Below are 16,502 nucleotides of genomic sequence, written 5' to 3' on the forward strand. Positions count from 1 at the left end.
GAGTGAATGATGCAATTCTCTAAAATGCATGGCCTTGGCAACGATTTTATGGTCGTCGACGCGGTAACGCAGAATGTCTTTTTTTCGCCGGAACTGATTCGTCGGCTATCCGACAGACACCTGGGCGTAGGGTTCGATCAGCTGCTGGTAGTTGAGCCTCCCTATGATCCTGAGTTGGACTTTCATTACCGCATCTTCAACGCCGACGGCAGTGAAGTCTCGCAGTGCGGCAATGGCGCGCGCTGTTTCGCGCGATTTGTTCGCCTGAAAGGGCTAACCAATAAACGCGACATTCGGGTCAGTACCGCGAATGGCCGGATGGTACTGAGCGTCACGGAAGATGAACTGGTGCGGGTGAATATGGGGGAGCCAAACTTTGAACCCGCGCAGGTGCCGTTTCGCGCCAACAAAGCGGAAAAGACGTATATTATGCGAGCGGCGGAACAGACCATACTGTGCGGCGTGGTTTCAATGGGCAATCCGCACTGTGTCATTCAGGTTGATAACGTCGACACGGCGGCCGTTGAAACGCTGGGGCCGGTTCTGGAAAGCCATGAGCGTTTTCCGGAACGCGCCAACATTGGTTTTATGCAGGTTGTAAGACGTGAGCATATCCGGCTGCGAGTCTATGAACGCGGCGCAGGGGAGACCCGCGCGTGCGGCAGCGGCGCGTGCGCTGCCGTTGCCGTGGGGATTCAGCAGGGGCTGCTGGCTGAAGAAGTACGCGTGGAATTACCGGGCGGTCGGCTGGATATCGCCTGGAAAGGTCCGGGTCATCCGTTATACATGACTGGTCCGGCGGCACATATCTACGACGGATTTATCCATTTATGAAGCAACCAGAGGAAGAACTACAGGAAACGCTCACGGAACTGGACGATCGAGCGGTCGTCGATTACCTGCGCCACCACCCTGAGTTTTTTATCCGTAACGCCCATGCCGTGGAAGCGATGCGTGTTCCACATCCCGTGCGGGGAACGGTTTCGCTCGTTGAGTGGCATATGGCCCGCGCGCGTAATCACATCAATGTGCTTGAAGAAAATATGACGCTGCTGATGGAACAGGCCCATGCCAATGAAAGCCTGTTTTATCGCTTGCTGCATCTGCAAAGCCGTCTGGTCGCCGCGGATAGTCTGGATGAGATGCTGATGCGGTTTCACCGCTGGGCGCGCGATTTGGGGCTTGCCGGCGCGACGCTGCGTTTGTTCCCGGATCGGTGGCGTCTTGGCGCGCCATCGCGCTATACGCATCTGGCTTTAAACCGTCAGGCCTTCGAGCCGCTGCGTATTCAACGACTGGGACAGTCGCAGCATTATCTTGGCCCGCTAAACGGCCCGGAACTGCTGGTGGTCTTGCCGGAGGCGAAAGCTGTAGGCTCGGTAGCTATGTCGATGATGGGCAGCGATGGCGACCTCGGGGTGATTCTCTTCAGCAGCCGTGACCCGCACCACTATCAGCCTGGGCAGGGGACGCAGCTTTTACAGGAGATCGCGCTGATGCTGCCGGAACTGCTGGAACGCTGGATTAAACGCGTATGACGGATGTCGCGCTTTCTCTGGATGTCTCGCGGTTCCTGCGCTATTTAGGCGTGGAGCGCCAGCTTAGCCCCATTACCCTGCAGAACTACCAGCGTCAGCTTGATGCCATTATCGCTTTAGCCGGAGAAACCGGGCTGAAAAGCTGGCAACAATGTGACGCTGCGATTGTGCGCAGTTTTGCGGTGCGCAGTCGGCGTAAAGGGCTTGGCCCTGCCAGTCTGGCGCTACGTCTCTCGGCATTGCGAAGCTTTTTTGACTGGTTAGTCAGTCAGGGCGAATTGAAAGCTAACCCGGCGAAGGGTGTCTCCGCACCGAAAGCGCCGCGTCATCTGCCGAAAAATATTGATGTCGACGACGTTAACCGCCTGCTGGACATCGATCTTAACGATCCGCTCGCCGTACGTGATCGGGCGATGCTGGAGGTCATGTACGGCGCGGGACTGCGTTTATCCGAACTGGTTGGCCTGGATATAAAGCACCTCGATCTCGATACCGGCGAAGTGTGGGTAATGGGTAAAGGCAGCAAAGAGCGACGCCTGCCGATTGGCCGTAACGCGGTGACGTGGATTGAGCACTGGCTGGATCTGCGCGGACTGTTCGCCAGCGATGAAGAGGCGTTATTCCTGTCGAAGCTCGGCAAGCGTATCTCCGCGCGCAATGTCCAAAAACGGTTCGCTGAATGGGGCATAAAGCAGGGGCTAAACAGCCACGTGCATCCACATAAGCTGCGCCATTCGTTTGCGACCCATATGCTGGAATCGAGCGGCGATCTGCGCGGCGTGCAAGAGCTGCTGGGTCATGCCAACCTTTCCACCACCCAAATTTATACTCATCTTGATTTTCAACATCTTGCTTCAGTGTACGACGCGGCGCATCCGCGCGCTAAACGGGGGAAATAATGCGTTTTTACCGGCCTTTGGGGCGTATTGCCGCGCTCACCTTTGACCTGGATGATACCCTTTATGATAACCGTCCGGTGATTTTGCGTACTGAGCAGGAAGCGCTCGCTTTTATGCAGAATTATCACCCGTCGCTACGTTCGTTTCAAAACGTCGATTTACAGCGGATACGGCAGGCGGTGCGTGAAGCGGAGCCGGAAATCTATCATGACGTTACCCGCTGGCGCCATCGCGCGATAGAGCAGGCCATGCGGGATGCGGGATTATCGGCGCAGGAGGCCATTGCCGGCGCGAATGCGGCGATGATGCATTTTGCCAAATGGCGCAGCCAGATTGAGGTTCCGCAGGCTACCCATGAGACGTTACAGCAGCTTGCGAAAAAATGGCCGCTGGTGGCGATCACTAACGGCAACGCCCAGCCGGAACTGTTTGGCCTCGGCGATTACTTTAAGTTTGTACTGCGCGCCGGCCCGGATGGACGTTCCAAGCCGTTTAGCGACATGTATTTCCTGGCGGCGGAAAAACTGCATGTGCCGATCGGCGAGATCCTGCATGTCGGCGACGATCTGACTACCGATGTGGCTGGCGCTATTCGCTGTGGGATGCAGGCCTGCTGGATTAAACCTGAAAATGCCGACCTGATGCGGACGCAGGACAGCCGTTTACTGCCGCATATCGAAATTTCGCGGTTGGCATCTCTCACCTCGCTGATATAATCACCAGTAGTTCTGTATAAATTCCCAGTTATTCTGGCGGATGGCGTTATGCTTATCCGCCCTACGATAAGTAGCCCCGGTAAGCGAAGCGCCACCGGGCGTTTTTAGTTTTCATGTTTTTACGCGGCGGTGCCAATGGACGTTTCTTACCTGCTCGACAGCCTTAATGATAAACAGCGCGAAGCGGTGGCCGCGCCACGTAGCAACATGCTGGTGTTGGCGGGCGCGGGAAGCGGGAAAACCCGCGTGCTGGTGCACCGTATCGCCTGGTTACTGAGCGTAGAAAACAACTCGCCATACTCCATCATGGCGGTGACCTTTACCAACAAAGCGGCGGCGGAAATGCGCCATCGTATTGGCCAGTTGATGGGGACCAGCCAGGGCGGAATGTGGGTAGGGACGTTCCACGGTCTGGCGCACCGCCTGCTGCGCGCGCATCATATGGACGCTAATTTGCCGCAGGATTTCCAGATTCTCGACAGCGAAGATCAGATGCGTTTGCTTAAACGCCTGATTAAGGCGATGAATCTTGATGAGAAGCAGTGGCCGCCGCGTCAGGCGATGTGGTACATCAATAGCCAGAAAGACGAAGGGCTACGCCCACACCATATTCAAAGCTATGGCAACCCGGTGGAGCAGACCTGGCAGAAGGTGTATCAGGCCTATCAGGAAGCGTGCGATCGCGCTGGTCTGGTGGATTTCGCCGAGCTACTGCTGCGCGCTCATGAACTATGGCTGAACAAGCCGCACATCCTGCAACACTATCGCGAGCGGTTTACTAACATCCTGGTGGACGAATTCCAGGATACCAACAACATTCAGTACGCCTGGGTTCGTCTGCTGGCGGGCGATACCGGTAAAGTGATGATTGTCGGCGACGATGACCAGTCGATCTACGGCTGGCGCGGGGCCCAGGTAGAGAACATCCAGCGCTTCCTCAATGATTTCCCCGGCGCGCAGACCATTCGTCTGGAGCAGAATTACCGCTCGACCAGCAACATCCTTAGCGCGGCGAACGCTCTGATTGAGAATAACAATGGGCGTTTGGGTAAAAAACTGTGGACTGATGGCGTTGATGGCGAACCGATATCGCTGTACTGCGCTTTCAACGAACTGGATGAAGCGCGCTTTGTGGTTAACCGTATCAAAACCTGGCAGGACAACGGCGGCGCGCTTGCGCAATGCGCCATCCTTTATCGCAGCAACGCCCAGTCGCGCGTGCTGGAAGAAGCGTTATTACAGGCCAGTATGCCGTACCGGATTTACGGCGGTATGCGCTTCTTCGAACGCCAGGAGATCAAAGATGCGCTCTCTTATCTGCGTTTGATTGCCAATCGCAACGATGATGCCGCCTTTGAACGCGTGGTGAACACTCCGACGCGCGGCATCGGCGACCGCACGCTGGACGTGGTGCGCCAGACCTCGCGCGATCGCCAGCTAACATTGTGGCAGGCGTGCCGTGAATTGTTACAGGAAAAAGCCCTGGCCGGGCGTGCGGCCAGCGCGTTGCAACGCTTTATGGAACTGATCGACGCCCTGGCGCAGGAAACCGCCGACATGCCGCTGCATGTGCAGACTGACCGGGTGATCAAAGATTCCGGCCTGCGCACCATGTATGAGCAAGAAAAAGGTGAGAAAGGCCAGACGCGCATCGAAAACTTAGAGGAACTGGTGACGGCGACGCGGCAGTTCAGCTACAACGACGAAGATGAAGATTTAATGCCGTTGCAGGCCTTCCTCTCTCATGCGGCGCTGGAAGCGGGCGAGGGGCAGGCGGATACCTGGCAGGATGCGGTACAGCTGATGACGCTGCACTCGGCCAAAGGGCTGGAGTTTCCGCAGGTGTTTATCGTCGGCATGGAAGAGGGCATGTTCCCCAGCCAGATGTCGCTGGATGAGGGCGGGCGTTTGGAAGAGGAGCGTCGTCTGGCCTACGTCGGCGTTACCCGTGCCATGCAGAAACTAACGTTAACCTATGCCGAAACGCGTCGTCTGTACGGTAAAGAGGTCTACCATCGCCCGTCGCGTTTTATCGGCGAACTGCCGGAGGAGTGCGTGGAAGAGGTCCGTCTGCGCGCCACCGTCAGTCGTCCGGTGAGCCATCAACGAATGGGAACGCCGCTGGCGGAAAACGACACAGGCTACAAACTCGGCCAACGCGTGCGCCATGCGAAGTTCGGCGAGGGAACTATTGTCAACCTGGAGGGCAGCGGCGAGCATAGCCGGTTGCAGGTGGCTTTTCAGGGGCAAGGGATCAAATGGCTGGTTGCCGCGTATGCGAAGCTGGAAACGGTTTGACCGGCTCTCATATTGCCGGATGGCACCTCTTATCCGGCCTACGCGCTGGCTAACATTTTGATTTGTAGGCCGGATAAGGCGAAGCCGCCATCCGGCGATATAGTGATGTTAATATTCTGAAATCATAGATAAATACTCTCACTCTGCTAACCTTTCTGCATAAGGGGAAATTATTGCTTTTTCGCGTTTCGTTGCGTGTTGACGGCAAATTTTTGCTGGCGTAACATGCGCCCACGATTACGCTAAGAGGACATTCGCCTTGGACACACCCAGTAGATACTGGCTCATTATCCTGTTATCCAGGATCAACTCCTAAGGCTATCCCTTTTTGCTGATAGCCTTAGCGGTTGTCAGCGACCTTTCATTTTTTCCCGTCGCGTTGAGTCAGGCTGTTTAATGGTCTGAAACCCAATTTGTTTCTGTGTGCCCATCTGAACTGTCCGATATTTTTACGCATTGGGAGTCCCGGTCATGCTGAGCGCATTTCAACTGGAAAAAAACCGACTGACCCGGCTGGAAGTCGAGGAGTCACAAAGCCTGATTGATGCCGTATGGGTCGATTTGGTCGAACCGGACGACGACGAGCGATTGCGCGTACAATCTGAGCTGGGCCAGAGTCTGGCGACGCGTCCTGAACTGGAAGATATCGAAGCATCCGCGCGCTTCTTTGAAGACGAAGACGGACTGCATATCCACTCCTTCTTCTTCTTCGAAGATGCGGAAGATCATGCCGGTAACTCTACGGTGGCATTCACTATTCGCGATGGCCGTCTGTTTACGCTGCGTGAACGCGAACTGCCCGCCTTCCGTCTGTATCGTATGCGCGCCCGCAGCCAGGCGATGGTCGACGGTAATGCATACGAATTACTGCTCGATCTGTTCGAAACCAAAATTGAACAGTTAGCGGATGAAATCGAAAACATCTACAGCGATCTGGAAAAACTGAGCCGCGTCATTATGGAAGGGCATCAGGGCGATGAATACGACGAAGCGCTCTCCACGCTGGCGGAACTGGAAGATATCGGCTGGAAGGTACGCCTGTGTCTGATGGATACCCAACGCGCGCTGAACTTCCTGGTGCGCAAGGCGCGCTTACCGGGCGGGCAGCTGGAGCAGGCGCGTGAGATCCTGCGCGATATCGAATCTTTGCTGCCGCACAATGAATCGCTGTTCCAGAAGGTGAACTTTCTGATGCAGGCGGCGATGGGTTTTATCAACATCGAGCAGAACCGCATTATCAAAATCTTCTCGGTGGTTTCCGTGGTGTTCCTGCCGCCGACGCTGGTCGCTTCCAGCTATGGGATGAACTTCGAGTTTATGCCGGAACTGAAGTGGAGCTTTGGTTATCCAGGCGCGATTATCTTTATGATTCTGGCGGGGCTTGCGCCGTATTTGTACTTTAAGCGCAAGAACTGGTTGTAATATTGTGCCTGGTGGCGCTACGCTTACCAGGCCTACAGGATCAGGCATTTACGTTGCCATCCGGCAAAAAACGCTACATTTTCATGCGCGGTCTGCGATGGGTATAGACAGCATCCATCACGAAAATCGCCAGCGCGACCCAGATAAACGCAAATGTCACCATCTTATCCGCGCCCGGCACTTCGCCATAAAACGTCACCGCCAGTAAAAACATCAGCGTTGGGCCGATATACTGGAAAAAGCCCAGTGTAGAAAGACGCAGACGCGTAGCCGCTCCGGTAAAGCACAGCAGCGGAATCGTAGTGACCACACCCGCCGCCATTAACAGCAAGTTCAACGATAGTGCGTTTTGCCCCATATGGCTGGTGGCGCTATCCGCAATGCCAAACAGATAAATCGCGGCGACCGGCAACAGCCATAGCGTTTCGACCAGCATACCCGTCTGCGCTTCAACGGCGATCTTCTTGCGCACCAGGCCGTAAAACGCAAAACTAAACGCCAGCCCCAGCGCGATAATCGGCAGCGAGCCAAAGGTCCAGAGTTGCACCAGCACGCCGCACACCGCCAGAATCACCGCCAGCCACTGCATTCGACGGAAGCGTTCGCCAAGAAAAATCATCCCCAGCAAGATGTTAACCAGCGGATTAATGAAATAACCCAGACTGGCCTCCAGCATATGGTGATTATTTACCGCCCAAATGAACAATAGCCAGTTACCGCCGACCAGTACGGCGGACAGGGCCAGCAGAAAAATCTTCTTTGGCGTTTTCAGTAAGCGCTTAACCTGTCGCCACTGCCGGCTGACGCTAAGCAGCGCCACCATAAAGAAAAATGACCAAATCACGCGGTGCGTCAGGATCTCATCTGCGGGAACGTAATAGATCAGCTTGAAATACGCGGGGGCGATCCCCCAAATAAAATAGGCGGCAAGAGCGAGTAATACGCCCTGCCGTGTTTGTTTTGCGTCCATCCGGAAAAACTCGTATCTGAAGTGTAACAACAGTTTACCTGCTTTTATCCCACCATATAAGTAGCGGTGGCGCTGGCGATGTACAGCTGATCTTCATTGTGTAATTCCACGCGGGCGACGGCCACTTTATTCCCTGCGCGCAGCAGGCTACTGGTGGCCGTAAAGCGGTTGCCTCTGCCCGGACGCAGGTAATCAACGCGCAGGTCAATCGTTCCCATCCGCGACAGGCGCTGGCGTAGTTCATCTTCGCTGATGGTTTCGTGGCGAGTTAGCGTGCTGCCGACGCATACCAGTCCGGCGGCGACATCCAGCGCAGAGGCGATCACGCCGCCGTGTAAAATGCTTTGCGCCCAGTTGCCGACCATCATCGGCTGGTTGTTGAAGGCCAGTTGGGCGAACGCTTTTTCATAGCGTTCCAGCTCCAGCCCTAACGCCCGATTAAACGGCATGTGGTAGACAAACATTTCACCCACTAATTTCAGAGCTTGTTCAGCGGTAAGTACAGCGGACATAGATTCCTGACACTCCATTGGTTAATGAAATGTTGATGTTATGCTTCTTAATTGTTGTTTTCTACTTTAAGAAGGGATAACTAACGGCTATGTGTGTAAATATGTAAAAATGGTTGGCAGAGAATGATTCAAGCTGAAAATACTTCGTCAGGAGAACGTCAAGAATGCGGGCGATTTTGAGAGGGTTGTTGCCAGCCACGCTACTGCCATTAGCGGCATATGCACAAGAAGCTACGATAAAAGAGGTTCATGATGCGCCTGCAGTACGGGGAAGTATCATCGCTAACATGCTACAGGAGCATGATAACCCTTTTACGCTTTACCCTTATGACACGAACTACTTGATCTACACGAACACCAGCGATCTGAACAAAGAGGCCATAAGTACCTACAACTGGTCTGAAAACGCACGTAAAGATGAAGTGAAATTTCAGTTGAGCCTGGCGTTTCCGCTGTGGCGCGGAATACTGGGGCCGAACTCGGTACTGGGCGCTTCCTATACGCAGAAATCCTGGTGGCAGCTTTCCAACAGTAAAGAGTCTTCGCCGTTTCGCGAAACCAACTACGAACCGCAGCTTTTTCTTGGTTTTGCTACCGATTATCGCTTTGTCGGCTGGACACTGCGCGACGTAGAGATGGGCTACAACCATGACTCTAACGGACGTTCGGACCCCACCTCGCGTAGCTGGAACCGTCTGTATACCCGTCTGATGGCCGAAAACGGTAACTGGCTGGTAGAGGTCAAACCGTGGTACGTGATTGGCAGTACCGACGATAATCCGGACATCACCAAATATATGGGTTATTACCAGCTTAAAATCGGTTATCACCTGGGCGAGGCGGTATTAAGCGCCAAAGGCCAGTACAACTGGAATACAGGCTACGGCGGCGCGGAAGTTGGATTAAGCTATCCGGTCACTAAACATGTCCGGCTTTATACCCAGGTGTACAGCGGCTATGGCGAATCGCTGATCGACTATAATTTTAATCAGACACGTGTCGGCGTCGGTGTGATGCTTAACGATATCTTCTGATTGGATCGTGTTTTAAACATTGCAGTTTCTCTCGCAGGCGCTGAAAATAGCGCCTGTTTTGATTTATGGTGAACGGGGTTAATGTGGCGCAGGCGGAAGTGTTGAATCTGGAATCAGGGGCTAAACAGGTTTTGCAGGAAACCTTTGGCTACCAACAGTTTCGCCCGGGTCAGGAAGCGATTATTGATACTGCGCTCTCCGGTCGCGACTGTTTGGTCGTCATGCCCACCGGCGGCGGCAAATCTCTGTGCTATCAAATCCCCGCGTTGTTGCTGGACGGATTGACCGTCGTCGTTTCGCCCCTGATCTCGTTGATGAAAGACCAGGTCGATCAGCTACTGGCGAACGGTGTGGCGGCGGCCTGTCTGAACTCCACTCAAAGCCGCGAGCAGCAGCTTGAGGTGATGGCGGGGTGCCGTACCGGACAGGTTCGTCTGCTGTATATTGCGCCGGAACGCCTGATGCTGGACAACTTTCTTGATCATCTGGCGCACTGGAATCCGGTATTGCTGGCGGTGGATGAAGCGCACTGTATCTCGCAATGGGGACATGATTTCCGTCCGGAATATGCGGCGCTCGGTCAGCTTCGCCAGCGTTTTCCCGCTTTGCCGTTTATGGCATTGACCGCCACCGCCGACGACACCACGCGCCTGGATATTATTCGTCTGCTTGGGCTTAATGATCCGTTAATCCAGATCAGTAGCTTTGACCGACCGAATATCCGCTACATGCTGATGGAGAAGTTTAAGCCGCTCGACCAGCTAATGCGCTATGTTCAGGAGCAACGCGGCAAATCGGGTATCATCTACTGCAACAGTCGGGCGAAAGTGGAAGATACCGCCGCGCGCTTGCAAAGTCGCGGCATTAGCGCGGCGGCCTATCATGCGGGGCTGGAAAACGCTATTCGCGCCGATGTGCAGGAAAAATTTCAGCGCGACGATCTGCAAATCGTGGTGGCGACCGTCGCTTTTGGAATGGGCATAAACAAACCTAACGTACGTTTCGTCGTGCATTTCGATATCCCGCGTAATATTGAATCCTACTATCAGGAAACGGGCCGCGCCGGGCGCGACGGACTGCCTGCGGAAGCCATGCTATTTTACGATCCGGCTGACATGGCCTGGCTACGTCGTTGTCTGGAAGAGAAACCAGCCGGACAGCTTCAGGATATTGAACGGCATAAACTGAATGCGATGGGCGCTTTTGCCGAAGCGCAAACCTGCCGCCGCCTGGTATTGCTTAATTACTTTGGCGAAGGCCGACAAGAACCGTGCGGCAACTGCGATATCTGTCTTGATCCGCCCAAACAATATGATGGCTTAAACGATGCCCAGATTGCGCTTTCTACCATTGGTCGGGTTAACCAGCGTTTTGGCATGGGCTACGTTGTCGAGGTGATCCGCGGCGCGAATAACCAACGCATCCGCGATTTCGGTCATGACAAACTCAAGGTTTATGGCATGGGGCGCGAAAAGAGCCATGAGCACTGGGTGAGCGTGATTCGCCAGCTCATTCATCTGGGGCTGGTAATGCAAAATATTGCGCAGCACTCTGCATTACAGTTGACGGATGCCGCGCGTCCGGTACTCCGTGGAGACGTTCCGCTAAAGCTTGCGGTGCCGCGCATTGTCGCCCTCAAACCCCGCGTGATGCAGAAATCGTTCGGCGGTAATTACGATCGCAAATTGTTCGCTAAGTTGCGCAAGCTGCGTAAAGCTATCGCTGATGAAGAGAATATGCCGCCGTATGTGGTCTTTAACGACGCCACGTTGATAGAAATGGCGGAACAGATGCCGGTTTCCGCCAGCGAGATGTTAAGCGTTAACGGGGTTGGGATGCGCAAACTGGAGCGCTTCGGGAAAGAATTCATGGCGCTCATCCGCGCGCATGTCGATGGTGATGACGAAGAGTAGTCAGCCCGGCAAAAAAGTGCCAGGATGGTGACTCACTGAACTATTTCCCCGCGAGCCATTTTTATGTTGATGCTATTTTTCACCGTGGCAATGGTGCACATCGTTGCGCTAATGAGCCCCGGCCCCGACTTTTTCTTCGTGTCTCAAACTGCTGTCAGCCGTTCGCGTAAAGAAGCGATGATGGGCGTACTGGGCATTACCTGCGGCGTGATGGTATGGGCGGGCGTGGCGCTGCTTGGCCTGCATCTCATCATCGAAAAAATGGCCTGGCTGCATACGATCATTATGGTAGGCGGCGGCCTGTATCTGTGCTGGATGGGCTATCAGATGCTGCGCGGCGCGCTGAAAAAACAGGATGCGGCGGCGTCTTCTCCGCACATTGAACTGGCGCAGAGCGGGCGCAGCTTTCTCAAAGGGCTGCTGACCAATCTGTCGAATCCTAAAGCGATTATCTATTTTGGTTCCGTTTTTTCACTGTTTGTCGGCGATAACGTCGGCGCTGCGGCGCGCTGGGGTATTTTCGCGTTAATCACCCTGGAAACGCTGGCCTGGTTTACCGTAGTCGCCAGCCTGTTCGCGCTGCCGAAAATGCGCCGCGGCTATCAGCGTCTGGCGAAATGGATTGATGGCTTTGCCGGCGCTCTGTTTGCGGGCTTTGGTATTCACCTGATTATTTCGCGCTAATTTACCTCCGGGCCGGATAAACATCATCCGGCACGACTATCACGCGTGTCTTGCCGACGCCAGGAGCGCGCCTACCAGCATAAACAACGAACCAAACGCTTTATTCAGCGCCTTCATCTGCTTTGGTCCTTTAATCCAGGCGGCAATGCGTTGCGCCAGTGTGGCGTAACCGGTCATTACAATCATATCCACCACAATCGTGGTAACGCCGAGAATGAGGTACTGCGCCAGTTGCGGTTGCTGCGGCATGATGAATTGCGGAAACAGGGCGGCAAGAAAGACAATACTTTTGGGATTGGTTAGATTGACAAATATCGCCCGTTTGAACAGCCGACCCCGCGATTGCGTCTGGGCGAGAGTATGCAGATCGATAGCGCCTGCGGCGCGCCATTGCTGGATACCCAGCCAGATAAGATAAGCCGCGCCAGCCCATTTCAGAATTTCAAAAGCGAGGAGCGAGCGCGAAAAGAGCGTACCCAGTCCGACGCCCACCAGTACGATATGTATCCCCAGTCCGGTCTGGAGTCCGGCGATAGAAGCCGCTGCGCCACGATATCCATGGTTGATAGACGTCGTCATGGTATTGATGGCGCCTGAACCCGGAGAAAGACTCAGCAGAGTTGAGGTCAGTAGATAGGCGAACCACCATTCAAAGGTCATGCGAAACTCCCTGGTTGTCTGTTTTTGTGCCACAATACGCTACTGCCGCTGTGTTGTGTCAGGCACGACGCAAAAAACGATTTTACCTGGTAAACGAGGCCGAAAACCCGATGTTTCAGCAGCAAAATGACTGGGAAACAAGAGAAAATGCGTTTGCCGCTTTTGCTATGGGGCCGCTGACCGATTTCTGGCGTCAGCGGGAAGAGGCGGAGTTTATCGGCGTGGGTAACATTCCGGTGCGCTTTGTCCGTTTTCGAAATGATTCCAACGATCGGACGATCGTCATTTGTCCTGGCCGCATTGAGAGTTATGTAAAATACGCTGAACTGGCGTATGACCTTTTTCATCTCGGTTTTGATATCTTCATCATCGACCACCGTGGTCAAGGGCGCTCCGGGCGGATGTTATCGGACCCGCATCGGGGTCATGTCGATCATTTTAACGATTATGTTGAGGACTTAGCGGCGTTCTGGCAGCAGGAAATTGAGCCGGGGCCGTGGCGTAAGCGTTATATCCTGGCGCACTCAATGGGGGGCGCGATAGCCACTCTGTTCCTGCAACGCCATCGTGTGCGGTGCGACGCTATTGCGCTCACCGCGCCGATGTTTGGTATTGTGATACGCTTGCCTTCCTTTATGGTGCGCCATATTCTCGACTGGGCCGAAGGGCACCAGCGTATCCGTGAAGATTACGCTATTGGTACCGGTCAGTGGCGGGCGTTGCCGTTTGGGATGAATGCGCTGACCCACAGCCGCCAGCGTTATCAGCGCAACTTACGATTTTATGCCGACGAGCCGCAGCTGCGCGTTGGCGGCCCCACCTGGCATTGGGTACGCGAAGGCATTCTGGCGGGTGAGCAGGTTCTGGCTGGGGCGAGCGATGACACGACGCCTACGCTACTGATTCAGGCGGAAGAAGAGCGGGTAGTGGATAACCGCACCCACGATCGTTTTTGTGAAATTCGCGCCGCGGCGGGATACCCTTGTGAAGGGGGAAAACCGCTGGTTATCAAAGGCGCGTACCATGAGATCCTTTTTGAAAAGGACGCCATGCGCTCAGTCGCGCTTAACGCCATTGTTGAATTTTTCAACAAGCCTAATTTATCCAGCGGAAATCGCTTTGCTTAGAGGTTAAATTTTATTATGTATCAGGTTGTTGCGTCTGATTTAGATGGCACGCTGCTCTCCCCCGACCATACGTTGTCCCCTTATGCCAAAGAGACTCTGAAGCTGTTGACCGCACGCGGCATCCATTTTGTCTTTGCCACTGGTCGTCATCATGTCGATGTAGGGCAAATCCGCGATAATCTTGAAATCAAGTCTTACATGATCACCTCCAACGGCGCGCGAGTGCACGATACCGACGGGAATTTGGTTTTTACGCATAATCTGGACAGCGACATTGCCAGAGACCTGTTCGGAGTGGTGAATGCGAACCCGGACATCGTGACTAACGTTTATCGCGACGACGAATGGTTTATGAATCGTCATCGCCCCGATGAAATGCGTTTTTTCAAAGAGGCGGTATTTAACTATTCGCTGTTTGAGCCTGCGCTGCTGGAGCCGGAGGGCGTCAGCAAAGTGTTTTTCACCAGCGACACTCATGAAAAGTTGTTGCCGCTGGAGCAGGCGATTAACGCGCGCTGGGGCGATCGGGTAAACGTGAGCTTCTCTACGCTAACCTGTCTGGAAGTGATGGCGGGCGGAGTGTCGAAAGGTCATGCGCTGGAAGCGGTCGCTCATGCGATGGGGTACAGCCTGAAAGAGTGTATCGCCTTTGGCGACGGAATGAACGACGCTGAAATGCTCACGATGGCGGGCAAAGGCTGCATCATGGGCAATGCGCACCAGCGTCTGAAAGACCTGTATCCCGAACTTGAGGTGATCGGCATCAACGCGGATAACGCCGTGCCGCATTACCTGCGCGATCTTTTCTTACGTTGATGTGATTGTTTGTTAGTTGACCAGTTGTCAACTTCACTCTCCGCTACAATGGGTGTTCCCTGTTTTAAGAGACATCCATTGTGGCGCTACTCATCATTACCACTATCCTGTGGGCTTTCTCCTTTAGTCTATTTGGCGAGTATCTTGCCGGGCATGTCGATAGCTATTTCGCGGTGCTGATACGCGTTGGGCTGGCGGCGCTCGTTTTTCTGCCGTTTTTGCGTTCTCGCGGGCACAACTTAAAAACCATCAGCCTGTATATGCTGGTGGGGGCGATGCAGCTTGGCATCATGTATATGTTGAGCTTCCATGCTTACCTCTACCTGACCGTATCCGAACTGCTGCTGTTTACCGTTCTGACGCCGCTCTATATCACGCTGATTTACGATGTGATGAGTCAGCGTCGTTTGCGCTGGGGCTATGCATTTAGCGCGTTGCTGGCGGTGATTGGCGCCGGGATTATTCGCTACGATCGCGTGACCGACCATTTTTGGGTCGGTTTGCTCCTGGTGCAGCTTTCTAATATCAGTTTCGCTATCGGAATGGTGGGGTATAAACGTCTGATGGAGACCCGTCCCATGCCGCAGCACAACGCCTTTGCGTGGTTCTATCTGGGGGCGTTTTTGGTGGCGGCGGTGGCGTGGTCGCTGTTGGGGAACGCGCAAAAGCTGCCGGAAACCACGCTGCAATGGAGCATTCTGGTGTTTCTCGGCGTGGTGGCGTCCGGCATTGGCTACTTTATGTGGAACTATGGCGCTACCCAGGTAGACGCCGGGACGCTGGGTATCATGAATAATATGCATGTTCCCGCAGGACTGCTGGTTAATCTTGCCATCTGGCATCAGCAGCCCCACTGGCCAAGCTTTATTACAGGCGCGGCTGTGATCCTGGCTTCGCTGTGGGTGCATCGAAAATGGGTCGCTCCGCGCTCCGCACAAACGGCAGATGATCGCAGGCGTGATCCCGCGTCGAGCGAATAAACGCCTCGGTCACCGCCTGACGCTGGTCGCCGTCGCGCACGGCGGCATACAGGCGGCTCCACAGACCATCGCCCAGGGTTTTGGTCACCACCAGACCCTGGCGCTCAACGCTTTCCACCACCCAGTGCGGCAGGGCGGCAATGCCCATTCTGGCCGCCACCATCTGAATCAGCAGTAGCGTATTATCCACGCTTTTCAGCAGCGGACTGATACCCGCCGGTTGCAGGAAATGTCGCCAGACATCCAGTCGGCTGCGCTGCACCGGGTAAATCAACAGCGTTTCGCTGGCTAAATCTTCCGGCGTAATCTGCGTTTTGCTGGCCAGCGGATGGTCGGGCGCCAGCACCAGTCGGACTTCAAAATCAAACATCGGCGAATAATGCAGCCCGCTGCGCGGCAAAATATCCGACGTCATCACCAAATCCAGCTCGCCCTGTTGCAAGGCCGGTTGCGGATCAAAAGTGACGCCGGATGTGAAATCCATTTCTACCTGCGGCCAGCTTGCACGGAAGTTTTCCAGCGCCGGGGTCAACCACTGAATACAGCTATGACATTCAATAGCGATGCGCAGACGAGTTTGCTGCGGTTCGTTGCACGCCTGCAGCGCACGGCTGATTTGCGGCAGCACCTGGTTTGCCAGTTGCAGCAGAACTTCCCCCTGCGGCGTAAAGCGCAGCGGCTGGCTTTTACGCACGAACAGGCGGAAGCCAAGGCGTTGTTCCAGATCGCTGAACTGATGAGACAGAGCGGATTGGGTCTGGTGCAGCACCGCAGCAGCAGCAGCCAGCGATCCACTATTCCGCAATGCCTGGAGTGTTTTCAGATGTTTAATTTCGATCATGAAAGTCCTTCACTTCGCCATGAACAAATTGCGCTTGAGGAATATACAGTACCTTTACATTATGGATGTGTAAACATCCAGACGTCTAAAAC

17 protein-coding genes are annotated in these 16,502 nt (G+C 54.5%); 13 read left to right on the forward strand and 4 right to left on the reverse strand.

The genetic code is table 11. The annotated features are described in order from the left end of the window. Positions 1 to 9 precede the first annotated feature (9 nt). The 7 genes from dapF (at position 10) to corA (ending at position 6,873) form a co-directional block, all read left to right on the forward strand. A complete protein-coding gene (dapF, locus tag NA389_RS20490) occupies positions 10 to 834 on the forward strand; it encodes a diaminopimelate epimerase (RefSeq protein WP_001160671.1) in 825 nt (274 codons plus the stop codon). Next, complete coding sequence (locus NA389_RS20495) at positions 831 to 1,538, forward strand: DUF484 domain-containing protein (protein WP_000812760.1); 708 nt, start codon at positions 831 to 833, stop codon at positions 1,536 to 1,538. Before dapF ends, NA389_RS20495 begins: the two co-directional genes overlap by 4 nt. Next, positions 1,535 to 2,437 (forward strand): tyrosine recombinase XerC, encoded by a 903-nt coding sequence (gene xerC / locus NA389_RS20500; RefSeq protein ID WP_000132868.1) that lies wholly within the window; start codon positions 1,535 to 1,537, stop codon positions 2,435 to 2,437. The genes NA389_RS20495 and xerC overlap by 4 nt, the downstream gene beginning before the upstream one ends. Beyond that, positions 2,437 to 3,153 carry a 5-amino-6-(5-phospho-D-ribitylamino)uracil phosphatase YigB gene (gene yigB, locus NA389_RS20505; RefSeq protein WP_001213560.1) on the forward strand — a complete coding sequence of 239 codons (717 nt, stop codon included), beginning with the start codon at positions 2,437 to 2,439 and terminating at the stop codon, positions 3,151 to 3,153. The genes xerC and yigB overlap by 1 nt, the downstream gene beginning before the upstream one ends. A 135-nt stretch (positions 3,154 to 3,288) precedes the next feature. Beyond that, positions 3,289 to 5,451 carry a DNA helicase II gene (uvrD, locus tag NA389_RS20510; protein WP_000383436.1) on the forward strand — a complete coding sequence of 721 codons (2,163 nt, stop codon included), beginning with the start codon at positions 3,289 to 3,291 and terminating at the stop codon, positions 5,449 to 5,451. A gap of 259 nt (positions 5,452 to 5,710) precedes the next feature. Further along, on the forward strand, positions 5,711 to 5,767 hold the full coding sequence (gene ysgD / locus NA389_RS20515; RefSeq protein ID WP_213083418.1) for a YsgD/CorL family protein: 57 nt from the start codon (positions 5,711 to 5,713) through the stop codon (positions 5,765 to 5,767). A gap of 155 nt (positions 5,768 to 5,922) precedes the next feature. Continuing rightward, entirely contained in the window at positions 5,923 to 6,873 is a 951-nt protein-coding gene (corA, locus tag NA389_RS20520) for a magnesium/cobalt transporter CorA (RefSeq protein WP_000947139.1), read from the forward strand. 73 nt (positions 6,874 to 6,946) lie between these two features. Here corA and rarD read toward each other — a convergent pair whose 3' ends face one another. Both rarD and yigI read right to left on the reverse strand, forming a co-directional pair. Continuing rightward, positions 6,947 to 7,843: an EamA family transporter RarD gene (rarD, locus tag NA389_RS20525; RefSeq protein ID WP_000339079.1), complete on the reverse strand. Its 897-nt coding sequence runs from the start codon at positions 7,841 to 7,843 to the stop codon at positions 6,947 to 6,949. 44 nt (positions 7,844 to 7,887) lie between these two features. Next, a complete protein-coding gene (gene yigI, locus NA389_RS20530; protein WP_001277136.1) occupies positions 7,888 to 8,355 on the reverse strand; it encodes an acyl-CoA thioesterase YigI in 468 nt (155 codons plus the stop codon). Positions 8,356 to 8,519: 164 nt separating this feature from the next. Here yigI and pldA point away from each other — a divergent pair, with 164 nt between their 5' ends. From pldA to rhtC, 3 genes are all read left to right on the forward strand, one after another. Beyond that, positions 8,520 to 9,389, forward strand: a complete 870-nt coding sequence (pldA, locus tag NA389_RS20535; RefSeq protein WP_001201693.1) for a phospholipase A — start codon at positions 8,520 to 8,522, stop codon at positions 9,387 to 9,389. A gap of 83 nt (positions 9,390 to 9,472) precedes the next feature. Beyond that, positions 9,473 to 11,302 carry an ATP-dependent DNA helicase RecQ gene (gene recQ / locus NA389_RS20540; protein WP_023251717.1) on the forward strand — a complete coding sequence of 610 codons (1,830 nt, stop codon included), beginning with the start codon at positions 9,473 to 9,475 and terminating at the stop codon, positions 11,300 to 11,302. A gap of 63 nt (positions 11,303 to 11,365) precedes the next feature. After that, on the forward strand, positions 11,366 to 11,986 hold the full coding sequence (gene rhtC / locus NA389_RS20545) for a threonine export protein RhtC (protein WP_000928814.1): 621 nt from the start codon (positions 11,366 to 11,368) through the stop codon (positions 11,984 to 11,986). A 39-nt stretch (positions 11,987 to 12,025) separates the two neighbouring features. Here rhtC and rhtB read toward each other — a convergent pair whose 3' ends face one another. Further along, positions 12,026 to 12,646, reverse strand: a complete 621-nt coding sequence (gene rhtB / locus NA389_RS20550) for a homoserine/homoserine lactone efflux protein (RefSeq protein WP_000142523.1) — start codon at positions 12,644 to 12,646, stop codon at positions 12,026 to 12,028. A 110-nt stretch (positions 12,647 to 12,756) separates the two neighbouring features. On the opposite strand from rhtB, the gene pldB reads away from it, so the two are divergent. From pldB to NA389_RS20565, 3 genes are all read left to right on the forward strand, one after another. Then, the gene (pldB, locus tag NA389_RS20555; RefSeq protein ID WP_000487685.1) at positions 12,757 to 13,773 is read left to right on the forward strand and encodes a lysophospholipase L2; all 1,017 of its coding nucleotides are present in this window, start codon (positions 12,757 to 12,759) and stop codon (positions 13,771 to 13,773) included. A 15-nt stretch (positions 13,774 to 13,788) separates the two neighbouring features. Beyond that, positions 13,789 to 14,589 carry a sugar/pyridoxal phosphate phosphatase YigL gene (yigL, locus tag NA389_RS20560; protein WP_000285334.1) on the forward strand — a complete coding sequence of 267 codons (801 nt, stop codon included), beginning with the start codon at positions 13,789 to 13,791 and terminating at the stop codon, positions 14,587 to 14,589. 80 nt (positions 14,590 to 14,669) lie between these two features. Then, a complete protein-coding gene (locus tag NA389_RS20565; RefSeq protein WP_001196254.1) occupies positions 14,670 to 15,569 on the forward strand; it encodes a carboxylate/amino acid/amine transporter in 900 nt (299 codons plus the stop codon). Here NA389_RS20565 and metR read toward each other — a convergent pair. After that, positions 15,457 to 16,410 carry an HTH-type transcriptional regulator MetR gene (metR, locus tag NA389_RS20570; RefSeq protein WP_000569786.1) on the reverse strand — a complete coding sequence of 318 codons (954 nt, stop codon included), beginning with the start codon at positions 16,408 to 16,410 and terminating at the stop codon, positions 15,457 to 15,459. The genes NA389_RS20565 and metR overlap by 113 nt on opposite strands. Between the last annotated feature and the right edge of the window lie 92 nt (positions 16,411 to 16,502).

The organism is Salmonella sp. NW645 (genome assembly GCF_051703725.1).
Classification (GTDB): Bacteria; Pseudomonadota; Gammaproteobacteria; order Enterobacterales; family Enterobacteriaceae; genus Salmonella; species Salmonella enterica.

Excerpts from the sequence above, each read along its gene's own strand:
- dapF (WP_001160671.1), top strand. The coding sequence starts at position 10 with ATGCAATTCTCTAAAATGCATGGCCTTGGCAACGATTTTATGGTCGTC.
- NA389_RS20495 (WP_000812760.1), top strand. The coding sequence starts at position 831 with ATGAAGCAACCAGAGGAAGAACTACAGGAAACGCTCACGGAACTGGAC.
- xerC (WP_000132868.1), top strand. The coding sequence starts at position 1,535 with ATGACGGATGTCGCGCTTTCTCTGGATGTCTCGCGGTTCCTGCGCTAT.
- yigB (WP_001213560.1), top strand. The coding sequence starts at position 2,437 with ATGCGTTTTTACCGGCCTTTGGGGCGTATTGCCGCGCTCACCTTTGAC.
- uvrD (WP_000383436.1), top strand. The coding sequence starts at position 3,289 with ATGGACGTTTCTTACCTGCTCGACAGCCTTAATGATAAACAGCGCGAA.
- corA (WP_000947139.1), top strand. The coding sequence starts at position 5,923 with ATGCTGAGCGCATTTCAACTGGAAAAAAACCGACTGACCCGGCTGGAA.
- rarD (WP_000339079.1), bottom strand. The coding sequence starts at position 7,843 with ATGGACGCAAAACAAACACGGCAGGGCGTATTACTCGCTCTTGCCGCC.
- yigI (WP_001277136.1), bottom strand. The coding sequence starts at position 8,355 with ATGTCCGCTGTACTTACCGCTGAACAAGCTCTGAAATTAGTGGGTGAA.
- pldA (WP_001201693.1), top strand. The coding sequence starts at position 8,520 with ATGCGGGCGATTTTGAGAGGGTTGTTGCCAGCCACGCTACTGCCATTA.
- rhtC (WP_000928814.1), top strand. The coding sequence starts at position 11,366 with ATGTTGATGCTATTTTTCACCGTGGCAATGGTGCACATCGTTGCGCTA.
- rhtB (WP_000142523.1), bottom strand. The coding sequence starts at position 12,646 with ATGACCTTTGAATGGTGGTTCGCCTATCTACTGACCTCAACTCTGCTG.
- pldB (WP_000487685.1), top strand. The coding sequence starts at position 12,757 with ATGTTTCAGCAGCAAAATGACTGGGAAACAAGAGAAAATGCGTTTGCC.
- yigL (WP_000285334.1), top strand. The coding sequence starts at position 13,789 with ATGTATCAGGTTGTTGCGTCTGATTTAGATGGCACGCTGCTCTCCCCC.
- metR (WP_000569786.1), bottom strand. The coding sequence starts at position 16,410 with ATGATCGAAATTAAACATCTGAAAACACTCCAGGCATTGCGGAATAGT.